The organism is Rhizobium laguerreae (assembly GCF_002008165.1).
GTDB lineage: Bacteria > Pseudomonadota > Alphaproteobacteria > Rhizobiales > Rhizobiaceae > Rhizobium > Rhizobium laguerreae.
On the sequence record NZ_MRDM01000014.1, the window covers coordinates 472,423 to 488,241 of the forward strand.

A 15,819-nucleotide genomic window follows, 5' to 3' on the forward strand; every position below is an offset into this window, starting at 1 on the left:
CCATCCTCGACAGGATGGCGGCCCGGATCGGCAGACGAGCCGGGCCGCCAGATCTCTCATACCCCAAAAGACCCCGTACCCCAAAAATACCAGGTGAAAACTTGACTATTTCCCAATCCTCCATCGTCGAGAAGGCAGCCGATGTGACTGCAAGGGCAACGCCCTCCTCGGTCGCCCGGCGCGTCCGCGGCCTCTCCGACAGGGCGATCGCCTGGCTGTTTATTGCGCCTGCCATCACCCTGCTCTTGGCGATCAATATCTTCCCACTGCTTTGGGCGGTCTATCTCTCCTTCACAAATTACCGCGCCAACCGGCCGAATGCGCCGGTCCTGGGCGTCGGCTTTGGAAACTACCAGCGCGTTCTGAACGACCCCGACATCTGGCAGGCAATGCAGACCACCGCGCATTTCGTCTTCTGGACAATCGTGCTGCAGACGGTGATCGGCTTCACGCTCGCCTATCTGATCGACCGCAAGTTTCGCGGCCACGCCTTCTGGACGACGATCATCCTGATCCCGATGATGCTGTCGCCGGCTGTCGTTGGCAATTTCTGGCGCTTTCTCTACGAGCCGCAGATCGGCCTCTTCGCCTATGCCGTGTCGCTGGTCACAGGCATTCCGACATCGGATATCCAGATGCTAGGCAATGTGACGCTGGCGCCCTGGGCGATCATCATCGTCGATACCTGGATGTGGACGCCCTATGTGATGCTGATCTGCCTTGCCGGCCTGCGCTCGATCCCCGACTATATCTATGAGGCGGCCGAGGTCGACCGCGCTTCCCCGTGGCGTCAGTTCTGGTCGATCACCGTGCCGATGGCCCTGCCCTTCATCATGCTCGCGGTGCTCTTCCGCGGCATCGAGAATTTCAAGATGTTCGACATGGTGACGCTGCTCACCGGCGGCGGGCCGGGCTCGGTCACCGAGGTCGCTTCGATCACGCTGAAACGCGCTGCCTTCGAAAGCTGGGCGACCGGCCGGGCCTCAGCCTTCGCCATCATCCTGTTCGTCGCGGTATTCGGCCTCGCCAACATCTACGTCAAGGCATTGAACAAGGTGAAACAACGATGAGCGCCGCCAACTCCGCCCATTCGGTCGTCGAACCGAGCTTGTCCAGCAAACGCATCGCCGGCACCATCGTCGTTCTCTATGCGCTGATCACCCTCATCCCGCTCGTCTGGATCTTCCTGACCAGCATCAAGTCGCCGCCGGATTCGATCAGCTACCCCCCGAAGATCGTCTTCACGCCGTCGCTCGAGGGCTATTGCAATCTGTTCACGACACGCACGCGGCAGACGCCTGATTATATCGCCTCGCTGCCGGCGCCGGTCGGCACCTGCGATGAGGTGACGCGCAAGCGCAACATGGTGATCGCCGGCCCGTCGAACTTCCTGCCGCGCTTCGTCAATTCACTGGTGATCGCCTTCGGCTCCACCTTCCTCGCGGTCTTCCTCGGCACGCTCGCCGCCTATGGCTTTTCGCGCTTCAAGATACCGCTCGCCGACGACCTGATGTTCTTCATCCTGTCGACGCGGATGATGCCGCCGATCGCCGTCGCCATTCCGATCTACCTGATGTACCGAGAGCTCGGCCTGTCGGACACGGCCTTGGGCATGATCCTGCTCTACACCGCCGTCAACGTCTCGCTCGCCGTCTGGCTGCTCAAGGGTTTCATCGACGAAATCCCGCGCGAATACGAGGAAGCGGCGATGATCGACGGCTATACGAGACTGCAGGCCTTCCGCAAGGTCGTGCTGCCGCAGGCAACGACGGGCATCGCCGCGACCGCGATCTTCTGCCTGATCTTTGCCTGGAACGAATATGCCTTCGCCGCGCTTCTGACCTCGGGCGAGGCCCAGACCGCGCCGCCCTTTATCCCGACGATCATCGGCGAAGGCGGACAGGATTGGCCGGCGGTCGCCGCCGGCACGACGATCTTCCTGATCCCGATCCTCGTCTTCACCATTCTCCTGCGCAAGCAGCTGCTGCGCGGCATCACCTTCGGAGCCGTCCGCAAATGAGCCATCTGATCGAAACGTCAGCCCCTGCCCGCCCGAAACGGCCGTTCTTCCTGCGCCGCGGCCCGATGGAGACCATCGCCACCGTGCTGATCGGGCTCGGCTTCCTGATGCTGTTCCAGCCCTTCCTGCTGGTGCTCTACACCTATTCGCTGGTGACCCTGCTCATAGGCACCGTCATGTTCATCATCGTCTCGAAATTCCCGGAGTGAACCATGGCGGGCATCCGGATTGAAAATCTCCGCAAGGAATTCGGCAGCTTCGTCGCCGTCGAGGATTCGAGCTTCACCGTCCATGACGGCGAGTTCCTGGCGCTTCTCGGTCCATCAGGATGCGGCAAGACCACGACGCTTCGCATGATCGCCGGCCTCGAGCTGCCGAGCAGTGGCAAGATCTATCTCGATGGCGAGGACGTCACCTTCAACCGCGCCAGCGCCCGAGACATCGCCTTCGTCTTCCAGCTCTTCGCGCTCTACCCGCATATGAACGTGCGCAAGAACATTGGCTTCCCGCTGCTGTCGCAGGGCATGCCCAAGGCCGAAATCCGTCAGCGCGTCGAGGAGACCGCGCGCCTGCTGCAGATCGACCACATTCTAAACCGCTCGGTCTCCGGCCTTGCCGGCGGCGACCGGCAACGCGTGGCGCTCGGCCGTGCTATCGTTCGCCGCCCGAAGTGCTTCCTGATGGACGAGCCGCTCGGCACGCTGGACGCCGAGTTCCGCGAGATCATGGTTCACGAGCTGCGCGAACTGCACAACCGCATCCACGCCACCACCGTCTACGTCACCCATGACCAGCATGAAGCGATGGCGATGGCCGACAAGATCGCCGTCATGAACCATGGGGTCATCGAGCAATTCGGTACGCCGCAGGAAATCTATGCCAAGCCCGCGACCATGTATGTCGCCGATTTCATCGGCTCGCCGCCGATGAACTTCATGCGCTTCACCTCCGGCCTGAAAAACGGCGACCGTTCCATCCTGCTCGACGGCGTCGATGTCGCCGTTCCCGAGATCCATAAGGACATGGCCGAAAGCGAGCTGGCGCTCGGCGTGCGGCCGGAGCATATCCGCTTCAGCGACGCCTCGGCGCTTCGCGGCGCCGTCTATGGCAGCGAATATCTCGGCACTAACCAGGTCGTGGCCGTGGAAACACAGAGTGGGCTGATCAAGGCCCGCGTTCCCGCCAATCGCAGCTTCCAGATCGGCGAAAGGGTCGGCCTCGAATTCAACCCGGCGAAACTCGCGCTCTTCGACTGCACATCCGGCCGCGCGGTGCCATCCTCGCTTTATCAGGAGACCCGGCATGGCTGATGTCGTCCTCAGGAACCTCGCCAAGCGCTTCGGCGACACCCAGGCTTTGGCTGACCTCGATCTTTCGATCCGCGACGGCGAGTTCGTCGTGCTGCTCGGTCCGACAGGCGCCGGCAAGACCACGACGCTGCGGCTGATCGCCGGCCTCGAAAAGCCCGATAGCGGCGGCATCGAGATCGGCGGCCGCAATGTCGCCGCCGAAGCCCCCGCCGAACGCGACGTCGCCTTCGTCTTCCAGCAATATTCGCTCTATCCGCATATGACGGTTTACGAGAACCTCGCCTTCCCGCTGAAGGCGCCGGTCCGCAAGCTGAGCCCCCAGGAGATCGACCGGCGCGTGCGCGAAGTCGCGCGCATGGTCCGGATCGACCACAAGCTGGAGAACCGCTCGACGCGCCTTTCCGGCGGCGAGATGCAGCGTGTCGCGATCGGCCGGGCTCTTGTGCGCAAGCCGGCGATCTACCTGATGGACGAGCCGCTGTCTTCGCTCGACGCCAAGCTGCGCGCCGAACTGCGCCTGGAGCTGAAGCGCATCCAGAAGGAACTCGGTTCGACGCTGCTCTATGTCACCCACGACCAGGTGGAAGCCATGACCATGGCCGACCGCATCGGCATCGTTGCCGAGGGACGGCTGATGCAGGTCGGAACGCCGCGCGAGATCTACGGCAATCCCGCCAACCTGCATGTCGCCGCCCGTCTCGGCCAGCCGCACATCAATCTTCTGCCGGCGGACCTCTTGCCGGGCGGCGCACCGCCGCCCGGCACGAAAACCGTCGGCGCGCGCACGGAGCATCTCGACATCATTGTCGGCAAGGACGCTAATGCCGAGATCGACTGGATCGAGCATCTGGGCGACCAGAACCATCTGCACATCAGGGTTGCCGATCCCAAGCAGCCCGCGCGGGATCACAAGCTCGTCACACTTGCAGATCCATATCTGGCGATCGCGCCGGGCGACCGGATCAGCCTGACGCTGCGCGATCCGCTTTATTTCGATGCGGCTGGACAGCGCCTGTCCTGACCGGCAAACAGACATGATGACGGCATGAAAAACAAACAGACGGGTCTCAATCGATGAAACACTTCTTCAACCGCAGGGAAAGCATCGTCACCGAAGCCTTGGACGGTCTGCTTCTGACGAGCAGCAAGGGTCGTCTTGCCCGCCTCGACAGCTTTCCCGACATCAAGGTGATCCTGCGCGCGGACTGGGACAAGTCGAAGGTGGCGATCATCTCCGGCGGCGGCGCCGGCCATGAGCCCTCGCATGCCGGCTTCGTCGGCAAGGGCATGCTGACCGCTGCCGTCTCCGGCGAAATCTTTGCCTCGCCAAGCGTCGATGCCGTGCTGACGGCGATCCGCGCCGTCGCCGGCGAAAAGGGTGCCCTGCTGATCGTCAAGAACTACACCGGCGACCGGTTGAATTTTGGCCTCGCCGCCGAAAAGGCGCGCGCCGAAGGCTTCGACGTCGAGATGGTCATCGTCGCCGACGATATCGCCATCCCTGGCATCAACCAGCCGCGCGGCGTCGCCGGCACGCTGTTCGTCCACAAGATCGCGGGCTATCACGCCGAAAGAGGCGAGGACCTGAAGACGGTAGCAAGCCATGCCGCGGCCGCGGCCGGCGACATCGTCTCGCTCGGCATGTCGCTCTCCACCTGCAGCGTGCCCGGCCAGGCCCATGAGGATCGTCTCGGTGAGGACGAAGGCGAACTCGGCCTCGGCATCCATGGCGAGCCCGGCGTCGAGCGCATCACGCTGCAGCCGGTCGCCGACATCGTCGCCACCATGGTGGCGCGCCTCACCCCGACTCTGCTCGAAGGCGGAAACCATGCCCTCCTGATCAACAATCTCGGCGCCGTGCCGCCGCTCGAAATGACCGTCATCGCCAATGCCGTGCTGTCCTCGCCGCTTGGCCGCCGCGTCCGGCTGATCATCGGCCCGGCGCCGATGATGACGGCGCTCAACATGAACGGCTTCTCGCTGTCGCTGATCCGGCTGGACGCCGTGCGTGAGGCAGCGCTGACGGCAGCGGTCGAACCGCATGCCTGGATGCCGGCCGTCGAACGCCACGAGATCGAGGTCATCGCCGCACCGAGAACATCAGCCGGACTGAACGGCGCGCCAGTGGCCGGGGATAATCTCCGCAACCGGCGTCTGATCACGGCGCTCTGTGAGCATCTGATCTCGCAGGAAACAGAACTCAACCGCCTGGACGGCCGCGTCGGCGATGGCGATACCGGCTCGACGGTGGCGACGGGCGCCCGCAGCGTGCTGGCCCGCCTCGACACGCTGCCGCTCGACCGGCCGGCGGCAACGCTTGCCTCGCTCGGCGATATCCTCGGCACCAGCATGGGCGGATCGAGTGGCGTGCTGCTGTCGATCTTCTTCACCGCCGCGGCAAAGGCGATGGCTGACAAGGCCGATATATCAGCCGCCCTTCTTGCCGGGCTCGACAGGATGACGTTCTATGGTGGAGCCGCAGTCGGCGACCGGACGATGGTCGATGCGCTGTCGCCGGCCCTGCAGGCGCTCGCATCCGGCGATGTCGCCGCCGCGGCAAGGGCCGCGGCAGCCGGCGCCGAATCGACGAAGACGATGATGAAGGCCAGAGCCGGACGCGCCTCCTATGTCGGCGAAAGGGCTCTGGCGGGCGTTGCCGATCCGGGTGCCGTCGCGGTTGCCGGCGCGTTCGGCGTGGTGGCAAGCCTCGCCTGACCGGAGTAGAGTTTGAAAGCCCGCGGGAGGCGCGGCGACAGGGAGGACGGCAGTGCAGGCGGAACCGGTGCTTTTGGCAGGATTAATCGAAGTGTGCCGCGCGACGATCGCTGAAAACAGCGATCATCTCTGCGCGCTCGATCGCGCCATCGGCGATGGTGACCACGGAACCAATATGCGGCGCGGCTGCGAGGCAGTGAGCGCCGAAGGCGAAAGCCTGTCCAGCCTGCCCTTCCCCGACGCCATGGAAAAGATCGGCCTGACGCTGGTGATGAATGTCGGCGGTGCGGCCGGGCCGCTCTACGGCACGCTCCTGATGGAGATCGGCCGCGAGCTTCGCAAGAGTGAGGAGACGGCCGATTTTTCGCTGGTGCTGAAACAGGCGATCGACGCTGTGGCAAGACGCGGGCGCGCGCATGCCGGCGACAAGACCCTGCTCGACGTACTCTATCCCGTGCATGCGGCACTCGCCAAACAGTCGCCGCTCGGTGACGTCGCCCGCAGGGCCGAACGCTCCGCCATCAGGACTGCGGCGATGAAAGCAATGCGCGGGCGCGCCGCCTATCTCGGCGACCGCTCGATCGGCCACGTCGATCCCGGCGCGTCGAGCTGCGCGCTGCTGACCACGGCGATCTGCCGCTATCTCGGGGAGCACCGTCCGCAATGAATGGGAAGACCGCAAATGTGGGTATCGTGATCGTCTCCCACTCGCCGCTGGTGGCACGGGGCATCGCCGACATGGTTAGGCAGATGGTGGGCGACAGCGTGCCGCTCGCCTGGTCGGGCGGCAACGTCCACGGTGAACTCGGCACCGATGCCGCCGGTATCCTGAGGGCGATGGAGGCGGCTTGGTCCGATGCCGGCGTCGCCGTCTTCGTCGATCTCGGCGGCGCCGAAACCAACAGCGAAATGGCGATCGAAATGCTGGGCCTTCCCCGCTCAGCCCTCGTCTCCATCTGCAACGCGCCGCTGGTCGAAGGCGCCGTCATCGCCGCCGCTGAAGCGTCGGGGGGCGCGTCGCTGGCCAAGGTCGTCGCCACAGCCGAGGAACTGTCCCCCTGATGACGAGCGGATTGCGTAGTGAAAAACAGGAGCCCGGTCCATTGCCCGAGCCATTTAAGGTGAATTGCCAGACGGAGGTAGAAGTCAAGCACGGCGTCGGGCTGCATGCCCGCCCCTCCGTTACCTTCACGCGGCTTGCCAAGTCCTTCCCCTGTTCGATCGAAATCGCCGTCAACGGCAGCGACGTCTGGCTGAACGGCAAGAGCATCATCAAGATCATGGGTGCGAAAATCCGAAAAGGGTCGATCCTCCGGATCCGCGCCGACGGCATCCTCGCCGAAGAGGCGATCCGCGCGCTGAAGGAACTCATCGAGCGCAACTTCGATGAGGAAAAGAAACATGGCCGAACCGCTTAGACTGAAAGCGAAGAGCGCATCCCCGGGCATCGCATCCGGCCCGGCCTTTCTCGCGGAGGAGCCGAAGGCTCCTTCCGCTGCCGAGCGGCCGGACGCCGCCCCTGCATCCCAAGCCGTCGGTGGATACGGCGCGCTGGAGAAGGCGATCGACATCTCAATCGGCGAACTCGAGCACCTTGCCGATGGAGCCGATGCCGAAAGCCGGGATATCATCGATTTCCAGATCGAGGTGCTGCGCGATCCCTCGATCGCGGAAGCGACAGGCGCGCGCATGGAAGCCGACGAGAACGTCGTCTTCGCCTGGGTCGCCACCCTCGACGCCTATATCGGTGAACTCGAGGCGGCCGACGAGGAGCAGATGCGGGCGCGCGCCGTCGATATTCTCGACATCAAGAACCGTGTGCTGGGCGCACTCGCCGGCACCCCGATCGCCGATTTCCCGCCCGGCTCGGTCTTTATCGGCAAGGACATGGAGCCGAGCCGCTTTCTCGCCCATGACTGGTCGAAAGGCGGCGGCATTGCGCTGTTCGCAGGCAGCACCGCCGGCCATGTCGCCCTGCTAGCCCGGGCGAAATCGGTGCCGATGGTGATCGGCACCGGCCGCTTTTCAGCCGCAGACGGAGATCCTGTCAGCGTGGATGGCAACGCCGGTGCGGTCATCCTGCAGGCGGGCAGCATGCTCATCCCGCCCCTGGTGCCTGCACAAGAACCCGCCGGCGACACGCAAACCACCGGCGGCGAACTGCGCACGGCCGACGGCGTGCCGATCCTGCTCTCGATCAACATCAACGATCCCGCCGAGATCGACGCGCTCGATCCGGCAACGGCAGGCGTCGGCCTGATGCGCTCGGAATTTTCAATCACCTCGGTCGCCGATGCCGCCAATGAGGAACGGCAGCTGGCGATCTATCGCCGCGTGCTGGAGCAGGCGGGCGACAGGCCGGTAACGATCCGCATGCTCGATATCGGCGGCGACAAGCCGCTCGCCGGCCTGGAAGACCTGCCGGCTCTCGCCTCCGGCCTGCGCGGCATCCGGCTGCTGCTTGCCCGGCCAGAAATCGCCCGCGTCCAGGCCCGCGCCCTGCTGCGCGCCGCCGTCTTCGGCAGGCTTTCGGTGATGCTGCCGATGGTGACCTTTCCCGATGAAATCGACAGGATGCGCGAGCTGTTCCGCGAGGAAGCCGAAAAGCTCGGCCGCCGCGCCCTGCTTCACCGGATGCCGCCGATCGGCATGATGGTCGAGGTGCCGGCCGCCGCCTTGATGCTCGACACCTTCGGGGCGGCGGCGTTCTTCTCGTTCGGAACCAACGACCTCACCCAATATCTTGCCGCCTCCGCCCGCGACGATACCGACGCCGATGCCGGCAAGGCGGCACCCGCCGTGCTCCGGCTGATTGCCCAGGCGGTGAAGCTGACCGCCGGCAAGCCGGTCAGCATCTGCGGCGACATGGCCGGTAATCCGAGCTATCTGCCTGGGCTGCTTGCCGCCGGTCTTCGGCATTTTTCCGTGGCGCCGGCCCGACGTCCCGCGATAAGATCGGCGATCATCGGCCTCAACGCCGATGGCACAAGGGCAGCCGGAGAGTAAAATGGCGCGCGAAGACACCGAAGACGCCATTATCGCCTACAAGTCCATTCTGGCGCAGATCATCGACAACAGGCCATCGGGCACGCGCCAGCGCCTGGCGACGGCGCTTGGAAAACATCGCAGCTTCGTCACCCAGATCACCAGCCCGACCTATGCAACGCCGCTGCCGGCGCGCCATCTCGCGACGATCGTCCGCGTCTGCCATTTTAGCGCCGCCGAACAGGAGCGCTTTCTCGAAGCCTATCAGGCCGCCCATCCCGGCAAGCTGCCGGACCTCGGCCATTCCGAGAGATTGCGTCACCTGTCGCTAATGGTGCCCGACTTCGGCGACGACAGGAAAAATCGCCTGCTGGAAGAGGCGATCTCCGATCTGGTGCAGAAGATCGTCGCGATATCGGGTGCGGAATGACAAGCAGGCCGCTTAACGTAACGTAACGCTTTTGGCCTTGGGGAGGGGCTTGATGAAGAAGTTCATGAACACTGCGGAAACCATGGTCGCCGAAAGCGTCGAAGGCTTCGTGCGCGCCCATGAGGCCTTGGTGGTGTTCGGGCCTGAGCGCAGATGCATCCGCCGCCGCCATCTCACCCCTGGCAAGGTGGCGCTTATATCAGGCGGCGGCGCCGGCCATGAGCCGATGCATATCGGCTTCGTCGGCCACGGCATGCTGGATGCCGCCTGCGTCGGCCATATCTTCACCTCGCCGACACCGAGCCAGATCATTGCCGCGATCGAAGAGGCCGATACCGGCGCCGGCTGCCTGCTTGTGGTCAAGAACTACGACGGCGACCTGATGAATTTCGAAATGGCGATCGAGATGGCCGGCGACCGCCACAGCCTCGACATGGTCGTCGTCAGCGACGATATCGAGACGTCATGGTCCGGCGAAGGCAATGGCCGGCGCGGTGTTGCCGGAACGCTGATCGTCGAAAAACTCCTGGGTGCTGCGGCCGAACGCGGCATGTCGCTTGCCGAATTGAAGCAGCTCGGCAAGGGATTGAACACCCGCATCCGCTCGATGGGTGTCGCGCTGAACGGCGTGACGGTGCCGCAGACCGAGCGCACGACGTTTGCGCTCGGACCTGGCGAGATGGAAATGGGCGTCGGCATCCATGGCGAACCCGGCCATGCCAGGCAGCCCTTCGCCGCCGCCGATGCGATCATCGGCCATCTCTGCGAGACCATCGCCGGCGACATCGCAGTGACGCCGGACGCAAAAGCACTGCTCTTCGTCAACGGCCTCGGCGGTACGCCGCCGGCCGAACTCTACCTCGCCTACAACGGCGCCCGCCGCTTCATCGAGGAAAGCGGCATTCCGATCGAGCGCTCGCTTGTGGGAACCTACGTCACCTCGCTCGACATGCAGGGACTGTCGGTCACCCTTGCTTTGCTGAGCGACGAGGAGATCGCCCTCTGGGACGCGCCAGTGGCGACCGCAGCACTGCATTGGCTGTGACCGCGTCCCAACAAGTCAGTCAGATGTAAAGCGCTGCCATCTTCCGCCAGGCGCCGGCGCGGTGGCCGCGTCCATCCCAGACATGCAACTGATGGCCGATATTCTTCTCGCCGAGCAGGCGGCTCAGATAGCGGTTGTTGTCGAGGAAAGGGTCGGCGTTGCCGATGGTGAGGACGATATCGCTCTCGCGCAGCCTGTCGAGCCGCCAGTCGCTGCCGAGCCCTGGAAGAAAATGCGCCGGCGTGTGGAAATAGACGCTGTCATCGCAATAGCCGTCGAACAGGTCGCCGAAGGATTCCACCTTCATCGTCAGGTCGTAGCGGCGGGAAAAAGCGACGAGCTTGCGGAAGAGATGCGGATGACGAAAGAACAGGCTCGCCGCCTGGAAGGCGCCGAGGCTGCAGCCGTGCACGATGGTGCAGTCATGCGAATTCTTCGCCGCCATCAGCGGCAGCACTTCGTTGAGGATATATTCCTCCAGGGCGCTATGGCGGCGGATGCGCTCTGCCGGATGGTGGTGGAAGGCATAGAAGTTTCGGTTGCCAGCCCCTCGATGCAATAGAGTTGAAGCTGGCCGGCCTCGATCTTGTCGGCGAGGCTGGCGACTAGGCCGAGTTGTTCATATTCGAAGAAACGCCCGTCCCGCGTCGGAAAAACCAGCACCTTGGCGCCGGCATGGCCGAACACCAGCATCTCCATGACTCGATGCAGGCGCTGACTGTACCAGCGCAGATATTCGCGGTTCATGGCACCCTGAAAAACTGTCCGATCTTTTCGCGGAGAACCGCTTCTTGCTCAACACTTCCAGGGTAATCGAAATGCCCGGCATCCAGGATGAAGATTTCATTAAATTTCGGTATCGCATTTGCGACAGCGAACTGGCCGGGTGGTGCGACCGAAGGATCGAACAGCGCAACCGCCGTCAGCATCGGCACCTTGATCCGGGAAGCAGCACTTGCCGCATCGTAAAGGCGAAGCGTCCCAAGCACATCCGGGTGTTTCTTATGATATTCCTGCACCGATTGTGCGCTGCCGACGCTCGGCAGCGTCAGTCGCAGCGGCTGATCCCCAAAGGTCGGCAGCGCCAGATGGCCGCGATCGATGCGCTGGTCGTAAGCGATCGCCATCGCCCCGATGCCGCCGCCAAAGCTGATGCCGCTATAGCCGATATGCCCCGAGAGCCAAGGATAGAGACCCGTGAGCGTCGAGACGGCAAGCCAGATATCATCGACGCAGCCGCCGATGATGTAGCTATCAGGCTTGTCGATATCGTGGAGCACATGAAAGGAGGGGTTCTCAGAAATCGGTGGACGGGCACTGAGCGACAAACCGCGGCAGCAGGGAAAGAGCACCGCCGTCTCCTCGACCGGCAGATCGAATTCAGGCCGATCCCGCCCGCCATAACCATGCCCGACGACGAGGCCGCGCCGCACCTCCCCCTGACGCGGCAGGATGAGCCAGCCGCCGATCCTGTATGAACCGGTCGAGATATAAACGAGATCGAGCACATGCCAATCGGGATGGGCGATCTTGCTTCGACGCAGTACTGGCTGCGGATCGACCGCCAACGCCTTGAGATACCGCGCCCTCCAGAAATCGTCGAAACCTTCAGGCGCCTCGGGCGGCTTGACCGCAAGAAGCTCATCGAGCTGCATGCCATAGGTCGGGTCGAAATCGAAGGGATGTGTCTTGGGAATGCTCATCCAAGGCTTGTCTCGTGAAAAAGCTGGCGGCGCAAGGCTTCGCCCGCGCCAGCCGATAAACCTTGCTTGAATGCCGGAAACCTTTACGCGGCGTCAGTCGCCTCGCATTGCCCGGATATGTCGAAGAGCCTGCGGCCGATGGCGCGCGCCGCATCGAGATGGGCGGTCGCATGGTCCGGTCCGGCTTCGAGCATGAACTCGGATGTCACGACGCGGGCGCCGCAATAGTCGAAGATCCCGTGATCGATCTGCGTCTTCATCGCGCCGAAATAGCCGTGCCGCATATAGGTCCCGGCATCGGCGCCGCCGATGCCGACCAGATGCACCGGCAGACGGCCAAGCAGCTTCACCAGCCCGGCATCCGCGCGATCGTCATAAGCCCAGCCATTGGTGAACACCCGGTCGATCCACCCCTTGAGCAGCCCCGGCATCGACCACCAGTAGACGGGATAGACAAGCACCAGCGCATCGGCGCGGTCGATCCTTGCCTGCTCGGCGGCAACGTCGGCGGGCAGCGCCCCTTCCCTCAGATGCAGGGCGATATCGGCCGCGGTGAACCGGGGATCGAAGCCCTCGGCCGCGAGATCGGCGATCTCGACGGAATGGCCGGCGTCGGAGAGCGTGATACCCTCGGCAAGATGCGCGGCGACGCCGTGGGTGAGCGACCGGGGATCGGGATGCGCGACGACGATGAGCGCGTGCATGGCAAAAACTCCTTTTGAATGATTGCGGACGGAAGTCGCGGGCTGTATACCTTTGGTAAGCTACTTTCAGTAAGTTACTTTTGGTATATAGTGATGTCAAGCGCCGAAACAACAGATCAGCCGACCGATCCGCAGCGGCGCCGCCGCCTGTCGCGGCAGGACCGGCATCGCCAGCTTCTCGACGTCGCCTGGCAGATTGCCCGCGACGAGGGAACGGAAGCGCTGACCCTTGGCCGGCTTTCCGAGCAGGCGGGCGTGACGAAACCCGTGGTCTACGATCATTTTGAAACCCGCCCCGGCCTGCTCGCAGCGCTCTACCGCGAATTCGACGCCCGCCAGACGACAGTGATGGACGCAGCCCTTGCGGCAAGCCAGCCATCTCTCGCCGACCGGGCCGCGGTCATCGCCGCCTCCTATGTCGACTGCGTGCTTCTCCAGGGCCGCGAAATCCCCGGCGTCATTGCCGCGCTCGCTGGCTCGCCGGAACTCGAAAGGATCAAGCGCGAATATGAGGCCGTCTTCATCGAGAAATGCCGCATTGCGCTTTCGCCCTTCGCCGGCGCCGGCACGATCGCCGCGCCCGGCCTCTGGGCCATGCTCGGTGCTGCCGAAGCCCTCTCCTATGCCGCCGCGTCGGGCGACATCACCGCCGTCGAGGCAAAGAACGAACTCTTCGAAACCATCGTCGCGATGGTGGAGAGAAGTATGGGCGGCGGTACGCATCCCGATCACCTGCGCAATACGGCCGGCCTCGCATCAAGATGATCCGGCGGGAATACCTGTATCGAATCCACCGCCGGCTTCGCCATGGAACTCGGTTATTTCCCGACCCTGGCGAGCGACGCGACGGCCGTCTTCTCGCACCTAATGATGCATGCTGCGCACAAGCTGAACGGCCCGACCTGCGCCCATGCTATTCTGACGACGGCCGAACTCATCGAAGTTGCCCAAGGCGTCTGCTTCAAAGGAGACAATGCCATGACCATGCTCTTCAAAATGCTCACAAGTGCCGGCTCGGAATCCCTGAACCGCGACCGGCGCAGGTTCCTGACCACCGCGGCGATCGGGATCGCCACCGCGGGCGCGACCAGCCTGTTTCCGTCCTATCCGGCATCGGCTGCCACGGGAGATGCGATCCGCCCGTTTCGCGTCGACACTCCCGAGGTGGACCTCCTCGACCTTCGCCGGCGCGTGCTGGCAACACGCTGGCCCGAACGCGAGACGGTCGACGACCAGTCGCAGGGCATACAGCTCGAAAAGATCAAGCCGCTCGTCGATTATTGGGGCACCGGCTACGACTGGCGAAAGGCGGAAGCGAAGCTGAACGCGCTGCCGCAATTCATCACCGAGATCGACGGCATAGACATCCACTTCATTCACGTCCAATCGAAACATCCGAATGCCCTGCCCGTTATCATCACCCATGGCTGGCCGGGATCGGTATTCGAAAACCTCAAGATCATCGGCCCGCTCACAGATCCGACCGCTCATGGCGGACGCGCCGAAGATGCGTTCGACGTGGTCATTCCGTCGATGCCGGGCTATGGCTTCTCCGGCAAGCCGACCGGCACCGGCTGGGGGCCGGACCGCATCGCGCGGGCCTGGGCGGAACTGATGAAGCGCCTCGCTTACAGCAGCTACGTCGCCCAGGGCGGCGACTGGGGCTCGCCGGTCTCCGGCGCGATGGCACGGCTCGCGCCACAAGGTCTGCTCGGCATCCACATCAACCTGCCGGCTGTCGTGCCGCCCGAAGTTGCCGCGGTGCTCGCCGCGGGCGGGCCGGCGCCGCAGCGACTCTCCACCGAGGAACGCGCGGCGTTCGATGCCCTCAGCGCCGCAGCCAAGATGGGGAACAGGTCCTATGCCACGATGATGGGCACGAGGCCGCAGACCATCGGCTACGCCATATCGGATTCCCCGGCCGGCCTTGCGGCATGGACGCTCGGTCATCCAGGCTTCACGCACTGGACCTACGACAGCAGCGATCCCGAAAAGTCTCCCGACGAGGTGCTCGACGACATCACGCTTTACTGGTTGACCAACAGCGCCGCTTCCTCGGCCCGGATCTACTGGGAATATGGCGGCGGGCGCAGTCCCGTCCTTGCTGCCGGGGAGAAGACCTCCAAGATCGCGCTTCCGGTCGCCATCACCGTCTTTCCTGGGGAGAGCTATCAGGCCCCGGAGACATGGGCCCGTCGCGCCTATCGCAACCTTATCTATTTCCACAAGGTCGACAAGGGCGGCCACTTCGCCGCCTGGGAGCAGCCGGAGCTCTTCTCCGCCGAGCTTCGAGCAGCGTTCAGGCCGCTGCGCAGACCGATATGAGAGGAGCGGCGGCCTCTCGCCGATCAGGGAATGCCGCCGCCTGGTATGATTGTCCGTGATCGGCACCGGGGTCGCCTCCTTTGGCGCCAAGCTCACGGATTCCAGCCGCCGCTGCCATAGGGACGCGTGATGATTTCGAGCAGATGGCCGTTCGGATCTTCGAAATAGACCCCGCGCCCACCGTCGTGGTCATTGGTCTCATCAGGCTTCCGCTGACCGGGGTCGGCCCAGTAGCTCAGGTTCCGCTCGCGAATTCGATTGAATATCGCCTCGAATTCAGCGTCACCGACCAAGAAGGCGTAGTGTTGGCGGACGATCTGACCTTCCGTTTCCATATAGTCGAGATTGGCGTCGTTGTCGGTCGTGACCATGTGGAACGGCCCCCAGCGCCTCGGCGCCGGCAGTCCTAACATATCGGCCAGGAAATCTGCCGAGGCCTTGCTGTTGTGAGCCGACAGGATGGTATGATTGAAGTGGATGGCCATAGTGGTTTCTCGCAAACGAAGGGGCCTGCAAACTCGATGCAGGCTCGCCGGGTTAACACCCGCGGCCGCCTCTTGTTCCGAACTTTGACCGCGCCTC

Annotated in this window: 17 protein-coding genes and 1 pseudogene; 14 read left to right on the plus strand and 4 right to left on the minus strand. The window is 63.8% G+C overall.

Going from position 1 to position 15,819, the window contains the following annotated elements:
- Positions 1–101: 101 nt before the first annotated feature.
- Genes BS630_RS18080 through BS630_RS18135 form a run of 12 tightly spaced genes read left to right on the plus strand, consistent with a single transcriptional unit; the run spans position 102 to position 10,505 of the window.
- A complete protein-coding gene (locus BS630_RS18080) occupies positions 102–1,070 on the plus strand; it encodes a carbohydrate ABC transporter permease (RefSeq protein WP_077978478.1) in 969 nt (322 codons plus the stop codon).
- A complete protein-coding gene (locus BS630_RS18085) occupies positions 1,067–2,020 on the plus strand; it encodes a carbohydrate ABC transporter permease (RefSeq protein WP_017960896.1) in 954 nt (317 codons plus the stop codon). Before BS630_RS18080 ends, BS630_RS18085 begins: the two co-directional genes overlap by 4 nt.
- Positions 2,017–2,229 (plus strand): hypothetical protein, encoded by a 213-nt coding sequence (locus BS630_RS18090; RefSeq protein ID WP_077978479.1) that lies wholly within the window; start codon positions 2,017–2,019, stop codon positions 2,227–2,229. The genes BS630_RS18085 and BS630_RS18090 overlap by 4 nt, the downstream gene beginning before the upstream one ends.
- Before the next feature lie 3 nt (positions 2,230–2,232).
- Positions 2,233–3,330 (plus strand): ABC transporter ATP-binding protein, encoded by a 1,098-nt coding sequence (locus BS630_RS18095; RefSeq protein ID WP_077978480.1) that lies wholly within the window; start codon positions 2,233–2,235, stop codon positions 3,328–3,330.
- A complete protein-coding gene (locus tag BS630_RS18100) occupies positions 3,323–4,351 on the plus strand; it encodes an ABC transporter ATP-binding protein (protein WP_077978481.1) in 1,029 nt (342 codons plus the stop codon). Before BS630_RS18095 ends, BS630_RS18100 begins: the two co-directional genes overlap by 8 nt.
- 53 nt (positions 4,352–4,404) lie before the next feature.
- A complete protein-coding gene (locus BS630_RS18105; protein ID WP_077978482.1) occupies positions 4,405–6,045 on the plus strand; it encodes a dihydroxyacetone kinase subunit DhaK in 1,641 nt (546 codons plus the stop codon).
- Positions 6,046–6,097: 52 nt separating this feature from the next.
- A complete protein-coding gene (dhaL, locus tag BS630_RS18110; protein WP_077978483.1) occupies positions 6,098–6,712 on the plus strand; it encodes a dihydroxyacetone kinase subunit DhaL in 615 nt (204 codons plus the stop codon).
- On the plus strand, positions 6,709–7,107 hold the full coding sequence (dhaM, locus tag BS630_RS18115) for a dihydroxyacetone kinase phosphoryl donor subunit DhaM (RefSeq protein ID WP_077978484.1): 399 nt from the start codon (positions 6,709–6,711) through the stop codon (positions 7,105–7,107). The genes dhaL and dhaM overlap by 4 nt, the downstream gene beginning before the upstream one ends.
- Complete coding sequence (locus BS630_RS18120; RefSeq protein WP_077978485.1) at positions 7,107–7,463, plus strand: HPr family phosphocarrier protein; 357 nt, start codon at positions 7,107–7,109, stop codon at positions 7,461–7,463. Before dhaM ends, BS630_RS18120 begins: the two co-directional genes overlap by 1 nt.
- Positions 7,447–9,051 carry a putative PEP-binding protein gene (locus BS630_RS18125; RefSeq protein ID WP_077978486.1) on the plus strand — a complete coding sequence of 535 codons (1,605 nt, stop codon included), beginning with the start codon at positions 7,447–7,449 and terminating at the stop codon, positions 9,049–9,051. The genes BS630_RS18120 and BS630_RS18125 overlap by 17 nt, the downstream gene beginning before the upstream one ends.
- 1 nt (position 9,052) lies before the next feature.
- On the plus strand, positions 9,053–9,460 hold the full coding sequence (locus BS630_RS18130) for a hypothetical protein (protein WP_020050423.1): 408 nt from the start codon (positions 9,053–9,055) through the stop codon (positions 9,458–9,460).
- A gap of 52 nt (positions 9,461–9,512) precedes the next feature.
- A complete protein-coding gene (locus tag BS630_RS18135; protein WP_077978487.1) occupies positions 9,513–10,505 on the plus strand; it encodes a dihydroxyacetone kinase subunit DhaK in 993 nt (330 codons plus the stop codon).
- Positions 10,506–10,524: 19 nt separating this feature from the next.
- Here the strand turns inward: BS630_RS18135 and BS630_RS18140 are convergent.
- The 3 genes and pseudogenes from BS630_RS18140 to BS630_RS18150 form a co-directional block, all read right to left on the minus strand.
- Positions 10,525–11,252 (minus strand): annotated as a pseudogene (locus BS630_RS18140) (esterase family protein).
- Positions 11,249–12,208: an acetylxylan esterase gene (locus tag BS630_RS18145; protein WP_077978488.1), complete on the minus strand. Its 960-nt coding sequence runs from the start codon at positions 12,206–12,208 to the stop codon at positions 11,249–11,251. The pseudogene BS630_RS18140 and the gene BS630_RS18145 overlap by 4 nt, the downstream one beginning before the upstream one ends.
- A gap of 83 nt (positions 12,209–12,291) precedes the next feature.
- Positions 12,292–12,912, minus strand: a complete 621-nt coding sequence (locus BS630_RS18150) for an NAD(P)H-dependent oxidoreductase (RefSeq protein WP_077978489.1) — start codon at positions 12,910–12,912, stop codon at positions 12,292–12,294.
- Positions 12,913–13,005: 93 nt separating this feature from the next.
- On the opposite strand from BS630_RS18150, the gene BS630_RS18155 reads away from it, so the two are divergent.
- Positions 13,006–13,677, plus strand: a complete 672-nt coding sequence (locus BS630_RS18155; RefSeq protein ID WP_077978490.1) for a TetR/AcrR family transcriptional regulator — start codon at positions 13,006–13,008, stop codon at positions 13,675–13,677.
- 42 nt (positions 13,678–13,719) lie between these two features.
- Entirely contained in the window at positions 13,720–15,237 is a 1,518-nt protein-coding gene (locus tag BS630_RS18160) for an epoxide hydrolase family protein (RefSeq protein WP_183594407.1), read from the plus strand.
- A gap of 92 nt (positions 15,238–15,329) precedes the next feature.
- Here the strand turns inward: BS630_RS18160 and BS630_RS18165 are convergent, their stop codons facing one another.
- Positions 15,330–15,722 (minus strand): VOC family protein, encoded by a 393-nt coding sequence (locus BS630_RS18165; protein ID WP_077978491.1) that lies wholly within the window; start codon positions 15,720–15,722, stop codon positions 15,330–15,332.
- Positions 15,723–15,819: the final 97 nt, after the last annotated feature.

Bases quoted from the DNA above. Each gene is read 5' to 3' on its own strand.
- BS630_RS18085 (WP_017960896.1), top strand. From the start codon at position 1,067: ATGAGCGCCGCCAACTCCGCCCATTCGGTCGTCGAACCGAGCTTGTCC.
- BS630_RS18090 (WP_077978479.1), top strand. From the start codon at position 2,017: ATGAGCCATCTGATCGAAACGTCAGCCCCTGCCCGCCCGAAACGGCCG.
- BS630_RS18095 (WP_077978480.1), top strand. From the start codon at position 2,233: ATGGCGGGCATCCGGATTGAAAATCTCCGCAAGGAATTCGGCAGCTTC.
- BS630_RS18100 (WP_077978481.1), top strand. From the start codon at position 3,323: ATGGCTGATGTCGTCCTCAGGAACCTCGCCAAGCGCTTCGGCGACACC.
- BS630_RS18105 (WP_077978482.1), top strand. From the start codon at position 4,405: ATGAAACACTTCTTCAACCGCAGGGAAAGCATCGTCACCGAAGCCTTG.
- dhaM (WP_077978484.1), top strand. From the start codon at position 6,709: ATGAATGGGAAGACCGCAAATGTGGGTATCGTGATCGTCTCCCACTCG.
- BS630_RS18120 (WP_077978485.1), top strand. From the start codon at position 7,107: ATGACGAGCGGATTGCGTAGTGAAAAACAGGAGCCCGGTCCATTGCCC.
- BS630_RS18125 (WP_077978486.1), top strand. From the start codon at position 7,447: ATGGCCGAACCGCTTAGACTGAAAGCGAAGAGCGCATCCCCGGGCATC.
- BS630_RS18130 (WP_020050423.1), top strand. From the start codon at position 9,053: ATGGCGCGCGAAGACACCGAAGACGCCATTATCGCCTACAAGTCCATT.
- BS630_RS18135 (WP_077978487.1), top strand. From the start codon at position 9,513: ATGAAGAAGTTCATGAACACTGCGGAAACCATGGTCGCCGAAAGCGTC.
- BS630_RS18145 (WP_077978488.1), bottom strand. From the start codon at position 12,208: ATGAGCATTCCCAAGACACATCCCTTCGATTTCGACCCGACCTATGGC.
- BS630_RS18150 (WP_077978489.1), bottom strand. From the start codon at position 12,912: ATGCACGCGCTCATCGTCGTCGCGCATCCCGATCCCCGGTCGCTCACC.
- BS630_RS18155 (WP_077978490.1), top strand. From the start codon at position 13,006: ATGTCAAGCGCCGAAACAACAGATCAGCCGACCGATCCGCAGCGGCGC.
- BS630_RS18160 (WP_183594407.1), top strand. From the start codon at position 13,720: ATGGAACTCGGTTATTTCCCGACCCTGGCGAGCGACGCGACGGCCGTC.
- BS630_RS18165 (WP_077978491.1), bottom strand. From the start codon at position 15,722: ATGGCCATCCACTTCAATCATACCATCCTGTCGGCTCACAACAGCAAG.